Here is a 14,384-nt window from a genome sequence, read left to right on the forward strand (position 1 = left end):
GTATCCACAGATGCCGTCATGGACTCTGGAAACCTGGCCCCACGGCGCAATCATGCTGGACGCGCAACACACGCAGTTTGCCTTGTGGGCGCCAGACGCATTTTATGTCAGTGTTGAATTCAAAGACGGAAAATCCATCCCCATGCTGCCCCAGGCAGACGGCTGGTTCGAAGTAGAAGCCAAGTGCCCGGCGGGCACTTGCTACCGCTACAACGTCGACGGTGAAGCCGATGTCCCCGACCCGGCGTCCAGGGCTCAAGCCTCGGATGTCCACGGTTGGAGCGTGGTCGTCGACCCGCTCGCCTATCCCTGGCAGAACAGCCAATGGCAAGGTCGACCATGGCATGAGGCCGTGATCTACGAGCTGCACGTCGGTGCGCTGGGTGGCTACGCCGCCATTGAAAAACACCTGCCACGCCTGGCTGAACTGGGCTTCACTGCGATTGAGCTGATGCCCGTGGCGCAATTCCCGGGTGAGCGCAATTGGGGCTACGACGGGGTACTGCCCTATGCACCGCAGTCCTCCTATGGCACCCCCGAACAACTCAAGCACCTGATCGACAGCGCCCATGAACACGGCCTGGCGGTGATCCTCGACGTGGTCTACAACCACTTCGGCCCCGACGGCAATTACCTGGGCCAATACGCCAAGGCATTCTTTCAAGAGGATGTGCACACGCCATGGGGCGCGGGCATTGACTTCGATCGTCGGGAAGTACAGGACTTCTTCCTCGATAACGCGCTGATGTGGCTGCTGGAATATCGCTTCGACGGCTTGCGCCTGGATGCCGTGCACGCCATCGACAACCCCGGGTTCCTGCGAGCCTTGGCACAGCGTGTACGCGAGCAGGTCGACCTTGGCCGACAGGTGTGGCTGGTACTTGAAAACGAGCACAATCAGGCCAACCTGCTTGAGCAAGATTTCGATGCCCAATGGAACGACGACGGCCACAACGCCCTGCATGTGCTGCTCACCGGCGAAACCGACGCCTATTACAGCGACTTCGCCGCAGACACCACCGCCAAGTTGGCGCGCTGCCTGAGCGAAGGTTTTATCTACCAGGGGCAGCCCACGCGGCATGACAAGTCCCGCGGCGAGCCCAGCGGCCATTTGCCGCCAAGCGCTTTCGTGCTGTTTCTGCAGAATCATGACCAGATCGGTAATCGCGCTCTGGGTGAGCGCCTGCATCAACTGTGCACGCCCCAGGCCCTGAAAGCCGCCACCACGCTGTTGCTGCTGTCACCGATGATTCCCCTGGTGTTCATGGGCGATGAGGTGGCTGCCGAAGAACCCTTCCTGTTTTTCACCGATCATCACGGTGAGCTGGCCGAGGCGGTGCGCGAGGGCCGGCGCAATGAGTTTGCCGACTTCGCCGCCTTCAATGATCCCGAACAGCGTGAGCAGATCCCCGACCCCAACGCCCTGGCAACCTTCCAGCGCTCGATACCTTCGTTTACCGAGAACGAACACACTCAGCTCTACCGCCAACTGCTGAGCCTCCGTCACCAACATATCGTGCCCCGCTTGCCCGGCTGCGTGGCCCTGGGCGCGCGGGTGCTGGCAGAGGGTGCCGTCAGCGCCCGTTGGCGACTGGGCGACGGCAGCCTGCTGCAAATCGACCTCAACCTGAGCGCCGAGCCCCTTGCGCACGCGGCGCCGCATGCCTGTCTTTTCCAAACGCCGGCCGATCAGGGCGCGCAACTGGCGCCCTTCAGCGCACGCGTCTTCCTTACCCCTGTTGGAGAGCACCCTTGAGCGAAGCGAACCTGGAAATCCTCGCCAGCCGCACAGGCCTGGCCGTCGATTGGATCGACGCCAACGGCCGCCAGCAAAATGTCAAACCCGACGCCTTGCGCGCCGTGCTCAAAGGCCTTGGCCACCCGGCCGACACCGATGCCGAGATCGACGCCAGCCTGCTGGCGCTTGAGCAAGTGCAACAAGACAAGCACCTGCCTCCACTCATGACCATCGACTCCGGTGAGGGCCTGGACCTGGCGCGCTACTTTGCCCCGGACACTGCCTGCCGCGTCAGCCTGGAACAGGGTGAAACCCTGGAATTGCGCCTCGACGGTAACGCCGTGCTGCCAGGCATCATCGCGTTGGGCTACCACTCTGTACACATCGACGACCAGACCTTCACCCTGGCGGTGGCGCCCACCCACTGCTACAGCGTGGCCGAGGCGGTCGACAGCCGCCCTGCCCGCGCCTGGGGCCTGAGCGCCCAACTGTATGGCCTGCGGCGCCTCGGCGATGGCGGCTTCGGTGACACCCTGGCCCTGGAGCACCTGGCGCGTTCCGCCGCCGAGCGCGGTGCCGATGCCCTGGCGATCAGCCCGATGCACGCCATGTTCAGCGCCGACCCCGAACGCTACAGCCCTTACTCACCGTCCAGCCGCCTGTTTCTCAACAGCCTGTATGCCTCGCCGGCGTGCATCCTGGGCGAACGTGAAGTGCGCAACGCCATCGAGGCCGCCGGGCTGGCGGACGAGCTGCACGCCCTTGAACAACTGCCCTTGATCGACTGGCCCGCCGCCGCCAGGGCCAAGCAACGTTTACTGCGCACGCTGTATGAAGACTTTCGCCAGGGCGAGCATCCGCAGCATGCCGACTTCCTCAGTTTCCGCCAGTCCGGCGGCGAGGCACTGGAAAATCACTGCCGCTTCGAAGCCGTACAAGCGGTGCGCGCCGCCGTCGGCGAAGACCTCGACTGGCGCCACTGGCCGCAGGACTGGCGCACGCCGCAAAGCCCTGCCCTGGCGCAGTTCGCCGAGGAACACCACGATGAGATCGGCTATTTCGCCTTCTGCCAATGGCTGATCGCCCGCAGCCTGGAGCGTGCGCAGCAAGCCGCCCGGGGCAGCGGCATGGGTGTCGGCCTGATCGCTGACCTGGCGGTGGGCGCCGATGGCGGCGGCAGCCAGGCGTGGAGCCGTCAGGATGAACTGCTGGCCGACCTCACCGTGGGGGCACCACCGGACATTCTCAATCGCTCGGGCCAGGCGTGGGGCATCTCGGCGTTCTCACCGGAGGGCCTCAAACGCAACGGCTTCCGGGCCTTTATCGAGATGCTGCGCGCCAATTTCGCGCATGCCGGCGGCTTGCGCATCGACCATGTGATGGGCCTGCAGCGCCTGTGGGTGATCCCCAACGGCGCGTCACCGCGTGAAGGCGCTTATCTGTATTACCCGGTGGATGACATGCTGCGCCTGTTGGCCCTGGAGTCCCACCGCCACCAGGCCATCGTCCTTGGCGAGGATCTGGGCACCGTGCCCGACGGCCTGCGCGAAAAACTCATCGGCCGCTCGATTCTCGGCATGCGCGTGCTCTTGTTCGAACAAAATCACGAGGGCCAATTCAAACCGATTCTGGACTGGCCGGATAACGCCCTCGCGACCACCAGCACCCACGATTTGCCCACCCTCAATGGTTGGTGGCACAGCCGCGACATCGAATGGAATATCCAACTGGGCCTGATCGACGCCCCCACTGTCGAGCAGTGGAGCGAACACCGCCTGCGCGAACGCCAGGCATTGCGTCAGGCCCTGAGCCAGGACCCGCAGAACTTCGTCGATGAGATCCGCAATGACACCGACCATATGATCGACGCCAGCGTGCGCTACCTGGGCCACACCCGTGCGCCGTTGGTGCTGCTGCCCCTGGAAGACGCGCTGGGCGTGGAAGAACAAGCCAACCTGCCCGGCACCACCGACACCCACCCCAATTGGCGCCGCCGCCTTCCGGGTGAAGCGTCCAGCCTGCTCGACAACGCGGGCGCCGCCCGCCGCCTCGAGCTGCTGGCCGTGGCGCGTAATCAGGCCTACGAGCGTGACCGATGAAAGAACTGTCTCTACGCGCCACCCAACGCCTGCAATTTCATAAAGGTTTCACCCTGGATGATGCGGTGCCGCTGGTGCCTTACTTCGCCCGCCTGGGCATCAGTCACCTGTACGCCTCGCCATTGCTCTGCGCCCGCGCCGGCTCGATGCACGGCTACGACGTGGTCGACCCCACCCGCATCAACCCCGAACTGGGCGGCGAGCCGGCCCTGCACCGCCTCGTTGCCGCCCTGCGTGAGCATGGGATGGGGCTGATCCTGGATATCGTCTCCAACCACATGGCCGTAGGCGGCGCCGACAACCCTTGGTGGCTGGACCTGCTGGAATGGGGCCGCTTGAGCCCCTATAGCGAATTCTTCGATATCCAGTGGCACTCCCCCGATCCGCTGCTCAAGGGCCAACTGCTGATGCCCTTTCTCGGCAGCGACTACGGCGAAGCCTTGCAAAGCGGCACGCTGACGCTGCACTTCGACGCGGAACGCGGCGCGTTCTATGTCGAGCATTACGAGCATCGCTTCCCGATCTGCCCGCGGGACTATGGCGTGATTCTCGGCACCGATGAATCACTCAAGCCGCTGGCCGACCGTTTCAGTGCCCTCGCCTATCAGGACGATGCCTACGGCGAAGCGGCCGGGCTCAAGCAAGTGCTTGCCGAGCGGGCAACCGAAGTCTTGCCGGCCATCGAACAGCGGCTCGGAGCCTTCGACGGCCGCACACCCGAGGGCTTCAAGCAACTTCACTCGTTGCTTGAACAGCAGACTTACCGCCTGGCCAGCTGGCGTACAGCCGCCGACGACATCAACTGGCGGCGCTTCTTCGACGTCAACGAACTGGGCGGCCTGCGTGTCGAGCGCAGCGCCGTGTTCGAAGCCACCCATGCGAAGATCTTCGAACTGATCAGCGCGGGTCTGGTGGATGGCTTGCGCATCGACCATGTCGACGGTCTGGCCGACCCACGTGGCTACTGCCGCAAATTGCGCCGTCGCGTAGACGCGCTGGCGCCCGGGCGGCATGTGCCGATCTTCGTGGAAAAAATCCTTGGCGAAGGGGAAACCCTGCGCCAGGACTGGCAGGTAGACGGTACCACCGGCTACGAATTCATGAACCAGCTGTCGCTGCTGCAACACGACCCGCAGGGTTTCGAAGCGCTGGCACAGTTGTGGACGCGCCACAGCGAGCGCCCTTCAGCCTTCATCGAAGAGGCGTGGCTGGCACGCCAGCAGATTCTCAACGGCTCCTTGGCCGGAGACTTTGAAAGCGTCGCCCAGGCGTTGCTGCAGGTAGCCCGGGACGATGTGATGACGCGAGACCTGACGCTGGGCGCGATCCGCCGTGCGCTGCAGGCGCTGATCGTGCATTTCCCGGTGTACCGCACTTACATCAGCGCCCAGGGCCGCAGCCCGGAAGATGACCGTGTATTCCAGCAAGCCTTGTCCGGCGCGCGCGGCATCCTGAGTGAAGGCGATTGGCCCGTACTTGATCACCTGGAAGCCTGGTTGGGCGGCCAGCCATGGCGCAATCGCCCGCGCGGCCGCGAGCGCAAGATGCTCAAACATGCGTGCGTGCGCTTCCAGCAACTGACCTCGCCGGCAGCGGCCAAGGCTGTGGAAGACACCGCGTTTTATCGTTCGGCAGTGTTGCTCTCGCGTAACGACGTTGGCTTCAGCACCGAGCAGTTCAGCGCCTCACTGGCCGACTTCCATGCCGTCAACCAGCAACGTTTGCAGGCCTTTCCCGATAACCTGCTGGCCACCGCCACCCATGACCATAAACGCGGTGAAGACAGCCGAGCGCGCCTGGCGGTGATCAGTGAGTGCGCGCCGTGGTACGCCGAGCAGGTGGAGCAGTGGCGCAGCCTGGCCGCGCCATTGCGGGAGGATGGCAACTGCCCCTCGGCCGGCGATGAACTGATCCTCTATCAGGTGCTGCTGGGCAGTTGGCCGCTGGACGCCAACCCTGACCTTGAGGGCTACCGGCAACGGCTCTGGCAGTGGCAACAGAAAGCCCTGCGCGAGGCCAAGTTGCAGAGCAGTTGGAGCGCGCCGAACGATGCCTACGAGAAAGGTGTTGAAGCCTTCCTGTCGCGCCTGCTGCTCACCCCTGAAGGTCAACCGTTGCGCACGGCGCTGGCTGCGGCCGCGCAGAGAATAGCGCCGGCCGGTGCTTTGAATGGCCTGGCGCAAACCTTGCTTCGGCTTACCGTGCCGGGGGTACCGGATCTGTATCAGGGCGATGAGTTCTGGGACTTCAGCCTGGTGGACCCGGACAACCGTCGCCCGGTGGATTTCAGCGCACGGCAACGGGCGCTGCAAGCACCACCGGACATCATCGAAAGCTTGTCCAACTGGCGCGATGGGCGTATCAAACAAGCGTTGATTGCCCAGGTACTGGCCTTGCGCAAGGCCCAACCCGAAGTGTTCAGCCAGGGCGACTACACGCCGTTGGAAGTGTGCGGTACCTACGCCGAGCATGTAGTGGCGTTCTACCGCGAACACCAAGGCAAAACCGTGCTGGTGGTGGTGCCACGCTGGTCCCATCGGCTGCTTGAAAACAGTGATCTGCCTCACATCCCTGCGCAGGTTTGGGGCGATACGCGAGTGAAATTACCGTTTACCGGCACAACGCAAAACTGGAAGGGACTTTTTCAAACGGGCGTAGTCACACCAAACAAGGAGCTGTTGATCAGCACTGCCCTGGGGGGATTCCCGGTCAATGTCTTTATCAATCCTGATGATCAAGAAAGCTGAAAAATTTCTGCGAGGAGCATTGTGATGAGTACTGAAGACAAACGCATACGCGAACTGGCGCATCAGATCTGGGAATCTGAAGGCAAGCCTCACGGCGAAGACGCGCGTCACTGGGAGATGGCTCGCAAGTTGGCGGAAGCCGAAGCGCTGACCCCAAGCAAGCCTAAACCGGCCGCCAAGCCAAAGGCTGCGCCCAAGCCGCCGGCGGCAAAAGCCAAACCCGCGGCTGCGAGCAAGCCGACCCCGCCGCCGGCAAAAAAACCAGCAGCGCCGAAAAAGCCCAAGCCGTAACCGCTGTAACGCCATAAGCCTTCTGCCGGCGCAACGGCAGGAGGTGACCTCACTTTCAAATTTCTCAGCTGAACCTTCGTCGGCACGGTTTCGTTCGGCCCGAAAAAAGACCCTTGCAGGAGCAACATTGAATGAGCAAATCCCAAAAGACCCCATCGACGCCGGGCAATGAGCCGTCGCGAGTTCGTGAAGGCTTGCCCTTCCCCCTGGGTGCCACCTGGGACGGTCTGGGCGTCAACTTCGCGCTGTTCTCGGCCAACGCCACCAAGGTGGAATTGTGCCTGTTCGACGACTCGGGCGAGGTAGAGCTTGAGCGTATCGAGCTGCCCGAATACACCGACGAGATCTTCCACGGCTACCTGCCCGACGCCCATCCCGGGCTGGTCTACGGCTACCGTGTGTACGGCCCTTATGACCCTGCCAACGGTCATCGTTTCAACCACAACAAGCTGCTGATCGACCCCTATGCCAAACAATTGGTCGGCGAGCTCAAATGGTCCGAAGCCCTGTTCGGCTACACCATCGGCCACCCCGACGACGACCTCAGCTTCGACGAACGCGACAGTGCACCCTTCGTGCCCAAGTGCAAGGTCATCGACCCGGCGCACACCTGGGGCAACGACCAACCGGTGCGCGTGCCTTGGGACCGCACGATCATCTACGAGACCCACCTGCGCGGTATCAGCATGCGCCACCCTTCGGTGAGCGAATCGCTTCGCGGCACCTGCGCCGGCCTGATGGAAGATGATGTGCTCAAGCACATCCGCCAATTGGGCGTGTCGTCGGTCGAGTTGCTACCCGTGCATGCCTTCGTCAACGACCAGCATTTGCTGCAAAAAGGCATGACCAACTATTGGGGCTATAACAGCATCGCGTTCTTTGCCCCCGACCCGCGCTACTTGGCCAGCGGCAAGATCGCGGAATTCAAGGAGATGGTCGCGCACCTGCACGAGCAGAAGCTCGAAGTGATCCTCGACGTGGTCTACAACCACACCGCCGAAGGCAACGAGCGCGGCCCGACCCTGTCTATGCGCGGTATCGACAACGCCTCCTACTACCGGCTGATGCCCGATGACAAGCGTTTCTACATCAACGACTCCGGCACCGGCAACACCCTCGACCTGAGCCACCCGTGCGTGCTGCAAATGGTCACTGACTCCCTGCGTTACTGGGCCAACGAGATGCACGTCGACGGTTTCCGCTTCGATTTGGCGACGATCCTCGGGCGCTACCGCGACGGCTTCGACGAACGCCACAGCTTCCTGGTCGCCTGCCGTCAGGACCCGGTGCTGCGCCAGTTGAAACTGATCGCCGAACCATGGGACTGCGGCCCTGGCGGTTATCAAGTGGGCAACTTCCCACCGGGCTGGGTAGAGTGGAACGACCGCTTCCGCGATACCGTGCGCGCGTTCTGGAAAGGCGATGACGGCCAGCTGGCGGATTTCGCCGGACGCATGACCGCCTCTGGTGAGATGTTCAACCACCGGGGTCGCCGGCCGTACAGCTCGGTGAACTTCATTACCGCCCACGACGGTTTCACCCTGCATGACCTGGTGTCCTACAACGACAAGCACAACGAAGCCAACGACGAAAACAACCAGGACGGCAGCAACAACAACCTGTCGTGGAACCACGGCGTCGAAGGCCCCACCGAAGACCCGGAAATCAACGCACTGCGCCTGCGCCAGATGCGTAACTTCTTCGCCACCCTGCTCCTCGCCCAAGGCACGCCGATGATCGTCGCCGGCGACGAGTTTGCGCGCACCCAGCACGGCAACAACAACGCCTATTGCCAGGACAGTGAAATCGGCTGGGTCAACTGGGACCTGGATGAGGACGGTAAATCCCTGCTCAAATTCGTCAAGCGCCTGATCAAGTTGCGCCTGGCCTACCCTATCCTGCGCCGGGGCCGCTTCCTGGTGGGCGATTACAACGAAGACATCGGCGTGAAAGACGTCACCTGGCTGGCGCCTGATGGCAATGAAATGAGCACTGAACAATGGCAAGACAGCCATGGTCGCTGCCTGGGCATGCTGATGGATGGCCGCGCCCAGGAAACCGGGATTCGCCGCCCAGGTGCCGACGCAACCTTGCTGCTGGTCGTCAACGCGCACCACGACATGGTCAATTTCCGCCTGCCGCCGGTGCCTGAAGGTGAATGCTGGACGTGCCTGCTCGATACCAACCAAATCGCTGTGCGTGGCCAGGAGCGCTTTGATTTCGATCACGAGTACGCCGTGACGGGGCGTTCACTGCTGCTGTTCGAACTGCAGCGCGAAAGCGAGGTGTGACATGGCGTTGCATCACTTCCTTCAGGGCTACCGGGGCTATGCGGATGCGCAGGCCCTCGGCCAGGCGCTGAGGGCGCTTCAGGAGGAAGGTCTGGACCAGTTGCCGTTGCCCGGCGGCGGCGAGACGTTGACGCGTTTCAGCTGCCTGGCACAGGTGGCGGGACACGACTTGCGCCTGTGCAAGTTGTTCGAAGGGCATACCGATGCCTTGGCGATCATTGCCGAACTGCACAGCCCCGCGCCGCCCTTGGGTAGCACCTGGGGTATGTGGGCCGCCGAGCCACCCAACGCGAAAGTGCGGGTGCGGCGCGATGGCCACCGTTTGCTGATCGACGGACGCAAGGCCTGGTGCTCCGGTGCGGCCGTGGTCAGCCACGGGTTACTCACCGCCTGGGATGAGGAGGATCGTCAGCAATTGGTCGCCGTGGCAATGGATCAGCCCGGCATCACGGTGACTGATGAAGGTTGGAACGCGGTGGGTATGGCCGCCACCGGCAGTGTCGAAATCGTTTTCAGCGAAGCCCGGGGCCTCCCGGTCGGTGGCCCCGGCGATTACCTCTCGCGCCCGGGCTTCTGGCAAGGCGGGATCGGCATCGCCGCCTGTTGGTATGGCGCCGCACAGCGCCTGGGCGAGGTGCTGCGTGAGCAGTGCGCAAAACATCCGGAGCCCCATGCCCTCGCCCATCTCGGTGCAGTCGACAGCGCCTTGAACAGCGCCGCTTGTGTACTGCGCGCCAGTGCCGAACAGATCGACCGCCAGCCGACCGCCGATGCGCGACTGCTGGCTCAGCAGACGCGAGCCTGCATCGAGGACACTGTTGAACAGGTGATCCACCATGTGGGCCGGGCCGTGGGTGCCGGGCCTTATTGCAAGGACCCGCACTTCGCCCAGCTGATCGCAGATCTGCCGGTGTACGTGCGTCAAAGTCATGCCGAACGCGACCTGGCCGCCCTGGGTGCGCAAGTCGCAGGCGAACCCTCAGGGAGGTGGCGGTTATGAAGCCCAATCCAATTGTCGGCCAAGGCACGCCATTGCATCACTGGCAGGCATCGACGCGGCTGGCTGAGTTGCCGGTTATCAGCGTCGAGCAGTTGGTGCCTGAAGGCCATCGCGCCGTGATTATCGCGCCTCACCCTGACGATGAAGTGCTGGGGTGTGGCGGCCTGATGCAGGGACTGGCCAAATTGGGCCGGCCCATTCAACTGATCTCCGTCACCGACGGCAGCGCCAGTCATCCTGGCTCGCGCCGCTGGCCGGTGGAACGCCTGAGCGTGGTGCGCCCGCAGGAATCGGCCCAGGCCCTGCACCGCCTTGGCCTGCCATTGCACAGTTTGAAATGGCTGCGCGCAGGGTTTGCCGACAGCCAGGTCGCGGCGCGTGAAGCGCAATTGGCGACGTTCATCCAGCGCTACCTCAAGCCCACCGATGTGGTGTTTACCACCTGGCGCGAAGACGGCCATTGCGATCATGAAGCGGTCGGCCGTGCCAGCGCGCAAGCGGCCCAGGCCGTCGGTGCAAGCCTGTTCGAGTTGCCGGTGTGGACCTGGCACTGGGCAACGCCTGAAGACAGTCAAGTACCCTGGGAGCGTGCCCGCAAAGTGCTCTTGAGCCCCGAAACCGTGGCGCGCAAGCGGCACGCTATCCACGCCTTCGCCAGCCAATTGGAGGGCGACCCGCAGATCGGCCTCGGCCCGGTGCTGGCGCCGTATGTGGTGGAGCGCCTGCTGCAGCCTTTTGAGGTGGTGTTTGTATGAGCGTGGCAACCCCGTATTTCGACCAGTTGTTTGCCGATAACGACGATCCGTGGGCTTTTCGCCAACGCTGGTATGAGCAGCGCAAGCGGGCCCTGACCCTGGCCGTGCTCACACGGGCACACTACACCTCAATCTTCGAGCCCGGCTGCGCCAACGGCGAATTGAGCGCCGAGCTGGCAACACGCTGCGATCAGCTGTTGTGTTGCGACACCTCAGCGATGGCCGTGGCCCTGGCCAAAACGCGCCTGTCGGCGTTTGCCCATGCCCAGGTGCAGCAAAGTCGCCTGCCCGAACAATGGCCGACCGGCCAGTTCGAATTGGTCGTGCTGAGCGAGTTGGGCTACTACCTGGACGCGGATGATCTCGGCCGCCTGATCGACTGCGCCCTCGCTTCACTGGCACCCAACGGCCAACTGCTTGCCTGCCACTGGCGACCCCGTATCGACGAATGCCCGCAGACCGCCGAACAAGTGCACGCCCTGCTCCAGCAGCGACTGGGCATGCACCACGTGGTACAGCATCACGAAGATGATTTTCTACTCGACCTGTGGAGCCGCGATGGCACCTCGGTAGCAAGCCAAGAGGGCCTGCGATGATTGGCATTTTGATCCCGGTACATAACGAAGAAGCGCTGTTGGGCGAATGCTTGAAGGCGGCGATGATTGCGGCCAGTCACCCGGGCTTGCTCGGCGAAGCGGTACAGATCCTGGTGGTGCTCGACAGTTGCACCGACGCCAGCGCGGCGATTGCCCAGGCGTATCAGGTGCAGAGCCTGGAAGTGCAGGCGCGCAATGTCGGGCAGGTACGCCGCGTAGGTGCACGGCACTTGCTCAATCAAGGTGCACGGTGGATATCCTGCACGGACGCCGACAGCCGCGTCGCCCCCGATTGGTTGGTGGCGCAGTTGGCGCTGGGGGTCGATGCGGTGTGCGGTACGGTCACCGTGGACGCCTGGAGTGAAGGGTTCGACCCGGCGGCGCAGATTCGCTATCACCAGGCGTACGAAGCCCGGGACGGCCATCGGCATATCCACGGTGCCAACCTGGGCGTGAGTGCCGATGCCTATGTACGAGCCGGCGGCTTCGAACCGCTGGCGTGCCATGAGGATGTACAACTGGTGCGCAACCTCGAACGCTGCGGCGCCTCCATCGCCTGGAGCCATTCGCCGCAGGTGATCACCAGCGCACGCCTGGATTGTCGTGCCCAGGGCGGGTTCGGTGACTATTTGAAAAGCCTGCTGCAGTTTTCGTAAAAAAACGACATTTCAAAATGTGAAAGCGATAAATCCTTGTCTATGCTCATAACGCCTTGCACAGCGTTCCAGGGTTGGAACGCTGCGCACTCAGCGCAGGAGCCTGAGATGAATAAAAGAGAGTCGTCCCATCGACAGGGCACGACCCCGCATCAACCGACAAGGACGTACTTCCCCAATGAAGCCTGCCTCCCTAAGCGAAGGCCGCCGCGGCCCCGCACAAATCTGGAACAGCGCGCCGCAGCTGGCGCAAATCCCCATCATCGCTCTGACCTCACTGGTGCCGCCCGGCGCACGCGTGGTGGTGATTGCGCCTCACCCCGGCGATGAAGTCCTGGCCTGTGGTGGTTTGCTGCAACTGCTCAGCACCCGCGAACACCCTCTGCAATTGATCTCCATCACCGATGGCAGCGCCAGCCATCCCGGCTCCAACGTATGGCCGGCCAAGCGCCTGAGTGTGGTGCGGCCCCAGGAAAGCGTCGAAGCCCTGCGCCGCCTGGGCATGCCGTTGCACAGCCTGAAATGGATTCGCGGCGGCTTCCTCGATAATGCGCTGCCTGCACGCGAACAGCCGATGAGCCAATTCATCGCCCGCTACCTGCAACCCGGCGACGTGGTATTGACCACTTGGTGCAACGACGGCAACGCGGACCACGACGCCGTCGGCCGTGCCAGCGCCAAAGCGTGCAGCCTGGTGGGCGCGCAGTTGTATGAACTGCCCATCTGGGCCTGGCATTGCCCGGCGCGTGAGGGCGCGGTGATTCCCTGGCAGCGCGCGCGCAAGGTGCGCCTGGACAGCTGGAGCGTGGCGCGCAAACTGCACGCCGCCCACGCCTACGCCAGCCAGTTGGCCGGCGACCCGCAAATTGGCCTGGCACCAATGCTGGCCCAAGAGCTGCTGGAGCGGATGCGCGAGCCGTACGAGATTGTGTTTGTCTAGTGAGCCACTCGGCTATACCGCAGCCGCCATTCGGGAATGCCCCCGAGCCCGGTTGATCGTTAGCTGCGGCTTTGTATCGCAGTGTGTACGCCAGCCACTGCGATACATAACCCTCGACTTGCGGCGCATTCAGGACACAGGCCCGATACAGCCACGCGTTCAACTGAGAGCCAGGCAACCATCAAGCCGTAGGAGGCTCGCCATGCACACTCAGTTGAACCGCCGCTCACTGTTCCTGGCCTTAGCGCTGTCGCCACTCGGAGCCATTGGCGTGGCCAACGCCGAAATGCCGGAAATAAACACCCCGCCCGCCATCAGCCACAGCAGCTTTGGCGCGCTCAAACACATCAAGGCCGGCCTGCTGGATGTGGCTTACGCCGAAGTCGGCCCGGCCAACGGCAAGGTGGTGATTCTGCTGCATGGCTGGCCCTACGATATCGACAGCTACGCCAATGTCGCCCCGCTGCTTGCAGCCAAGGGTTATCGCGTGTTGATCCCCTACGCCCGTGGTTATGGCGACACGCGTTTTCTGTCGGATAAAACCTTGCGCAACGGCGAACCTGCCGCGCTGGCCCAGGATGTGATCGACTTCATGGATGCGTTGAAAATCCAGCAAGCGGTGCTTGGGGGTTATGACTGGGGCGCACGTTCGGCGGATATCGTCTCGGCGCTGTGGCCGGAGCGGGTCAAGGCACTGGTGTCGGTCAGTGGTTACCTGATCGGCAACCAGGCCAGCGGCAAGAACCCACTGCCGCCCAAGGCCGAGTTGCAATGGTGGTACCAGTTCTACTTCGCCACCGAACGCGGCAGCGCGGGCTATCAGAAAAACACCCACGACTTCGCCAAGCTGATCTGGCAAACCGCCTCACCCCAATGGCAGTTCGACGACGCCACCTTCAACCGCAGTGCCAAGGGCCTGGACAACCCCGACCACGTCGCCATCACCGTGTTCAACTACCGCTGGCGCCTGGGGTTGGTGCAGGGAGAGGCGCAATACAGCGCGCTGGAGCAGCAACTCGCCCAGTCACCGTCCATTGGCGTACCGACCATCACCTTGGAAGGCGACGCCAACGGCGCACCGCATCCGCAACCGGAGGACTACGCCAAGCGCTTCACCGGCAAATACCAGTTCCGCCAGGTCAATGGTGGCATCGGTCACAACTTACCTCAGGAAGCGCCGCAGGCTTTCGCCAAGGCAGTGATCGACGCTGATCATCTGTGATGCAATGGCCGCAGGTTGAGGTGGTCGGCACACGCCTCAATCACCCTCC

General features: G+C 63.1%; 11 protein-coding genes. All 11 read left to right on the top strand.

Annotated features, from left to right (window positions below; genetic code table 11):
* Nucleotides 1-10: 10 nt before the first annotated feature.
* Entirely contained in the window at nt 11-1,756 is a 1,746-nt protein-coding gene (treZ, locus tag M5B97_RS01060; protein ID WP_248730449.1) for a malto-oligosyltrehalose trehalohydrolase, read from the top strand.
* Nucleotides 1,753-3,837, top strand: coding sequence for a 4-alpha-glucanotransferase (gene malQ / locus M5B97_RS01065; protein ID WP_248730450.1), 2,085 nt, complete (start codon nt 1,753-1,755; stop codon nt 3,835-3,837). Before treZ ends, malQ begins: the two co-directional genes overlap by 4 nt.
* A complete protein-coding gene (locus M5B97_RS01070) occupies nt 3,834-6,584 on the top strand; it encodes a malto-oligosyltrehalose synthase (protein ID WP_248730451.1) in 2,751 nt (916 codons plus the stop codon). The genes malQ and M5B97_RS01070 overlap by 4 nt, the downstream gene beginning before the upstream one ends.
* 24 nt (nt 6,585-6,608) lie before the next feature.
* Nucleotides 6,609-6,875: a DUF2934 domain-containing protein gene (locus M5B97_RS01075; RefSeq protein WP_123718510.1), complete on the top strand. Its 267-nt coding sequence runs from the start codon at nt 6,609-6,611 to the stop codon at nt 6,873-6,875.
* 131 nt (nt 6,876-7,006) lie between these two features.
* On the top strand, nt 7,007-9,166 hold the full coding sequence (glgX, locus tag M5B97_RS01080) for a glycogen debranching protein GlgX (protein ID WP_248730452.1): 2,160 nt from the start codon (nt 7,007-7,009) through the stop codon (nt 9,164-9,166).
* A 1-nt stretch (nt 9,167) separates the two neighbouring features.
* Nucleotides 9,168-10,166 (top strand): acyl-CoA/acyl-ACP dehydrogenase, encoded by a 999-nt coding sequence (locus M5B97_RS01085; protein ID WP_248730453.1) that lies wholly within the window; start codon nt 9,168-9,170, stop codon nt 10,164-10,166.
* Nucleotides 10,163-10,921: a PIG-L family deacetylase gene (locus M5B97_RS01090; protein WP_134657394.1), complete on the top strand. Its 759-nt coding sequence runs from the start codon at nt 10,163-10,165 to the stop codon at nt 10,919-10,921. The genes M5B97_RS01085 and M5B97_RS01090 overlap by 4 nt, the downstream gene beginning before the upstream one ends.
* Nucleotides 10,918-11,517 (top strand): SAM-dependent methyltransferase, encoded by a 600-nt coding sequence (locus tag M5B97_RS01095; RefSeq protein ID WP_248730454.1) that lies wholly within the window; start codon nt 10,918-10,920, stop codon nt 11,515-11,517. Before M5B97_RS01090 ends, M5B97_RS01095 begins: the two co-directional genes overlap by 4 nt.
* Nucleotides 11,514-12,173 carry a glycosyltransferase gene (locus tag M5B97_RS01100; protein WP_248730455.1) on the top strand — a complete coding sequence of 220 codons (660 nt, stop codon included), beginning with the start codon at nt 11,514-11,516 and terminating at the stop codon, nt 12,171-12,173. The genes M5B97_RS01095 and M5B97_RS01100 overlap by 4 nt, the downstream gene beginning before the upstream one ends.
* 178 nt (nt 12,174-12,351) lie before the next feature.
* A complete protein-coding gene (locus tag M5B97_RS01105; protein WP_248730456.1) occupies nt 12,352-13,113 on the top strand; it encodes a PIG-L family deacetylase in 762 nt (253 codons plus the stop codon).
* Nucleotides 13,114-13,315: 202 nt separating this feature from the next.
* Nucleotides 13,316-14,335 (top strand): alpha/beta hydrolase, encoded by a 1,020-nt coding sequence (locus M5B97_RS01110; protein ID WP_134657398.1) that lies wholly within the window; start codon nt 13,316-13,318, stop codon nt 14,333-14,335.
* Nucleotides 14,336-14,384 lie beyond the last annotated feature (49 nt).

The sequence above is a fragment of the Pseudomonas sp. MWU13-2517 genome (genome assembly GCF_023242545.1).
Lineage (GTDB): Bacteria > Pseudomonadota > Gammaproteobacteria > Pseudomonadales > Pseudomonadaceae > Aquipseudomonas.

Excerpts from the sequence above, each read along its gene's own strand:
- M5B97_RS01075 (WP_123718510.1), top strand. The coding sequence starts at position 6,609 with ATGAGTACTGAAGACAAACGCATACGCGAACTGGCGCATCAGATCTGG.
- M5B97_RS01110 (WP_134657398.1), top strand. The coding sequence starts at position 13,316 with ATGCACACTCAGTTGAACCGCCGCTCACTGTTCCTGGCCTTAGCGCTG.
- glgX (WP_248730452.1), top strand. The coding sequence starts at position 7,007 with ATGAGCAAATCCCAAAAGACCCCATCGACGCCGGGCAATGAGCCGTCG.
- M5B97_RS01085 (WP_248730453.1), top strand. The coding sequence starts at position 9,168 with ATGGCGTTGCATCACTTCCTTCAGGGCTACCGGGGCTATGCGGATGCG.
- M5B97_RS01090 (WP_134657394.1), top strand. The coding sequence starts at position 10,163 with ATGAAGCCCAATCCAATTGTCGGCCAAGGCACGCCATTGCATCACTGG.
- M5B97_RS01105 (WP_248730456.1), top strand. The coding sequence starts at position 12,352 with ATGAAGCCTGCCTCCCTAAGCGAAGGCCGCCGCGGCCCCGCACAAATC.
- treZ (WP_248730449.1), top strand. The coding sequence starts at position 11 with ATGCCGTCATGGACTCTGGAAACCTGGCCCCACGGCGCAATCATGCTG.
- M5B97_RS01100 (WP_248730455.1), top strand. The coding sequence starts at position 11,514 with ATGATTGGCATTTTGATCCCGGTACATAACGAAGAAGCGCTGTTGGGC.
- M5B97_RS01070 (WP_248730451.1), top strand. The coding sequence starts at position 3,834 with ATGAAAGAACTGTCTCTACGCGCCACCCAACGCCTGCAATTTCATAAA.
- M5B97_RS01095 (WP_248730454.1), top strand. The coding sequence starts at position 10,918 with ATGAGCGTGGCAACCCCGTATTTCGACCAGTTGTTTGCCGATAACGAC.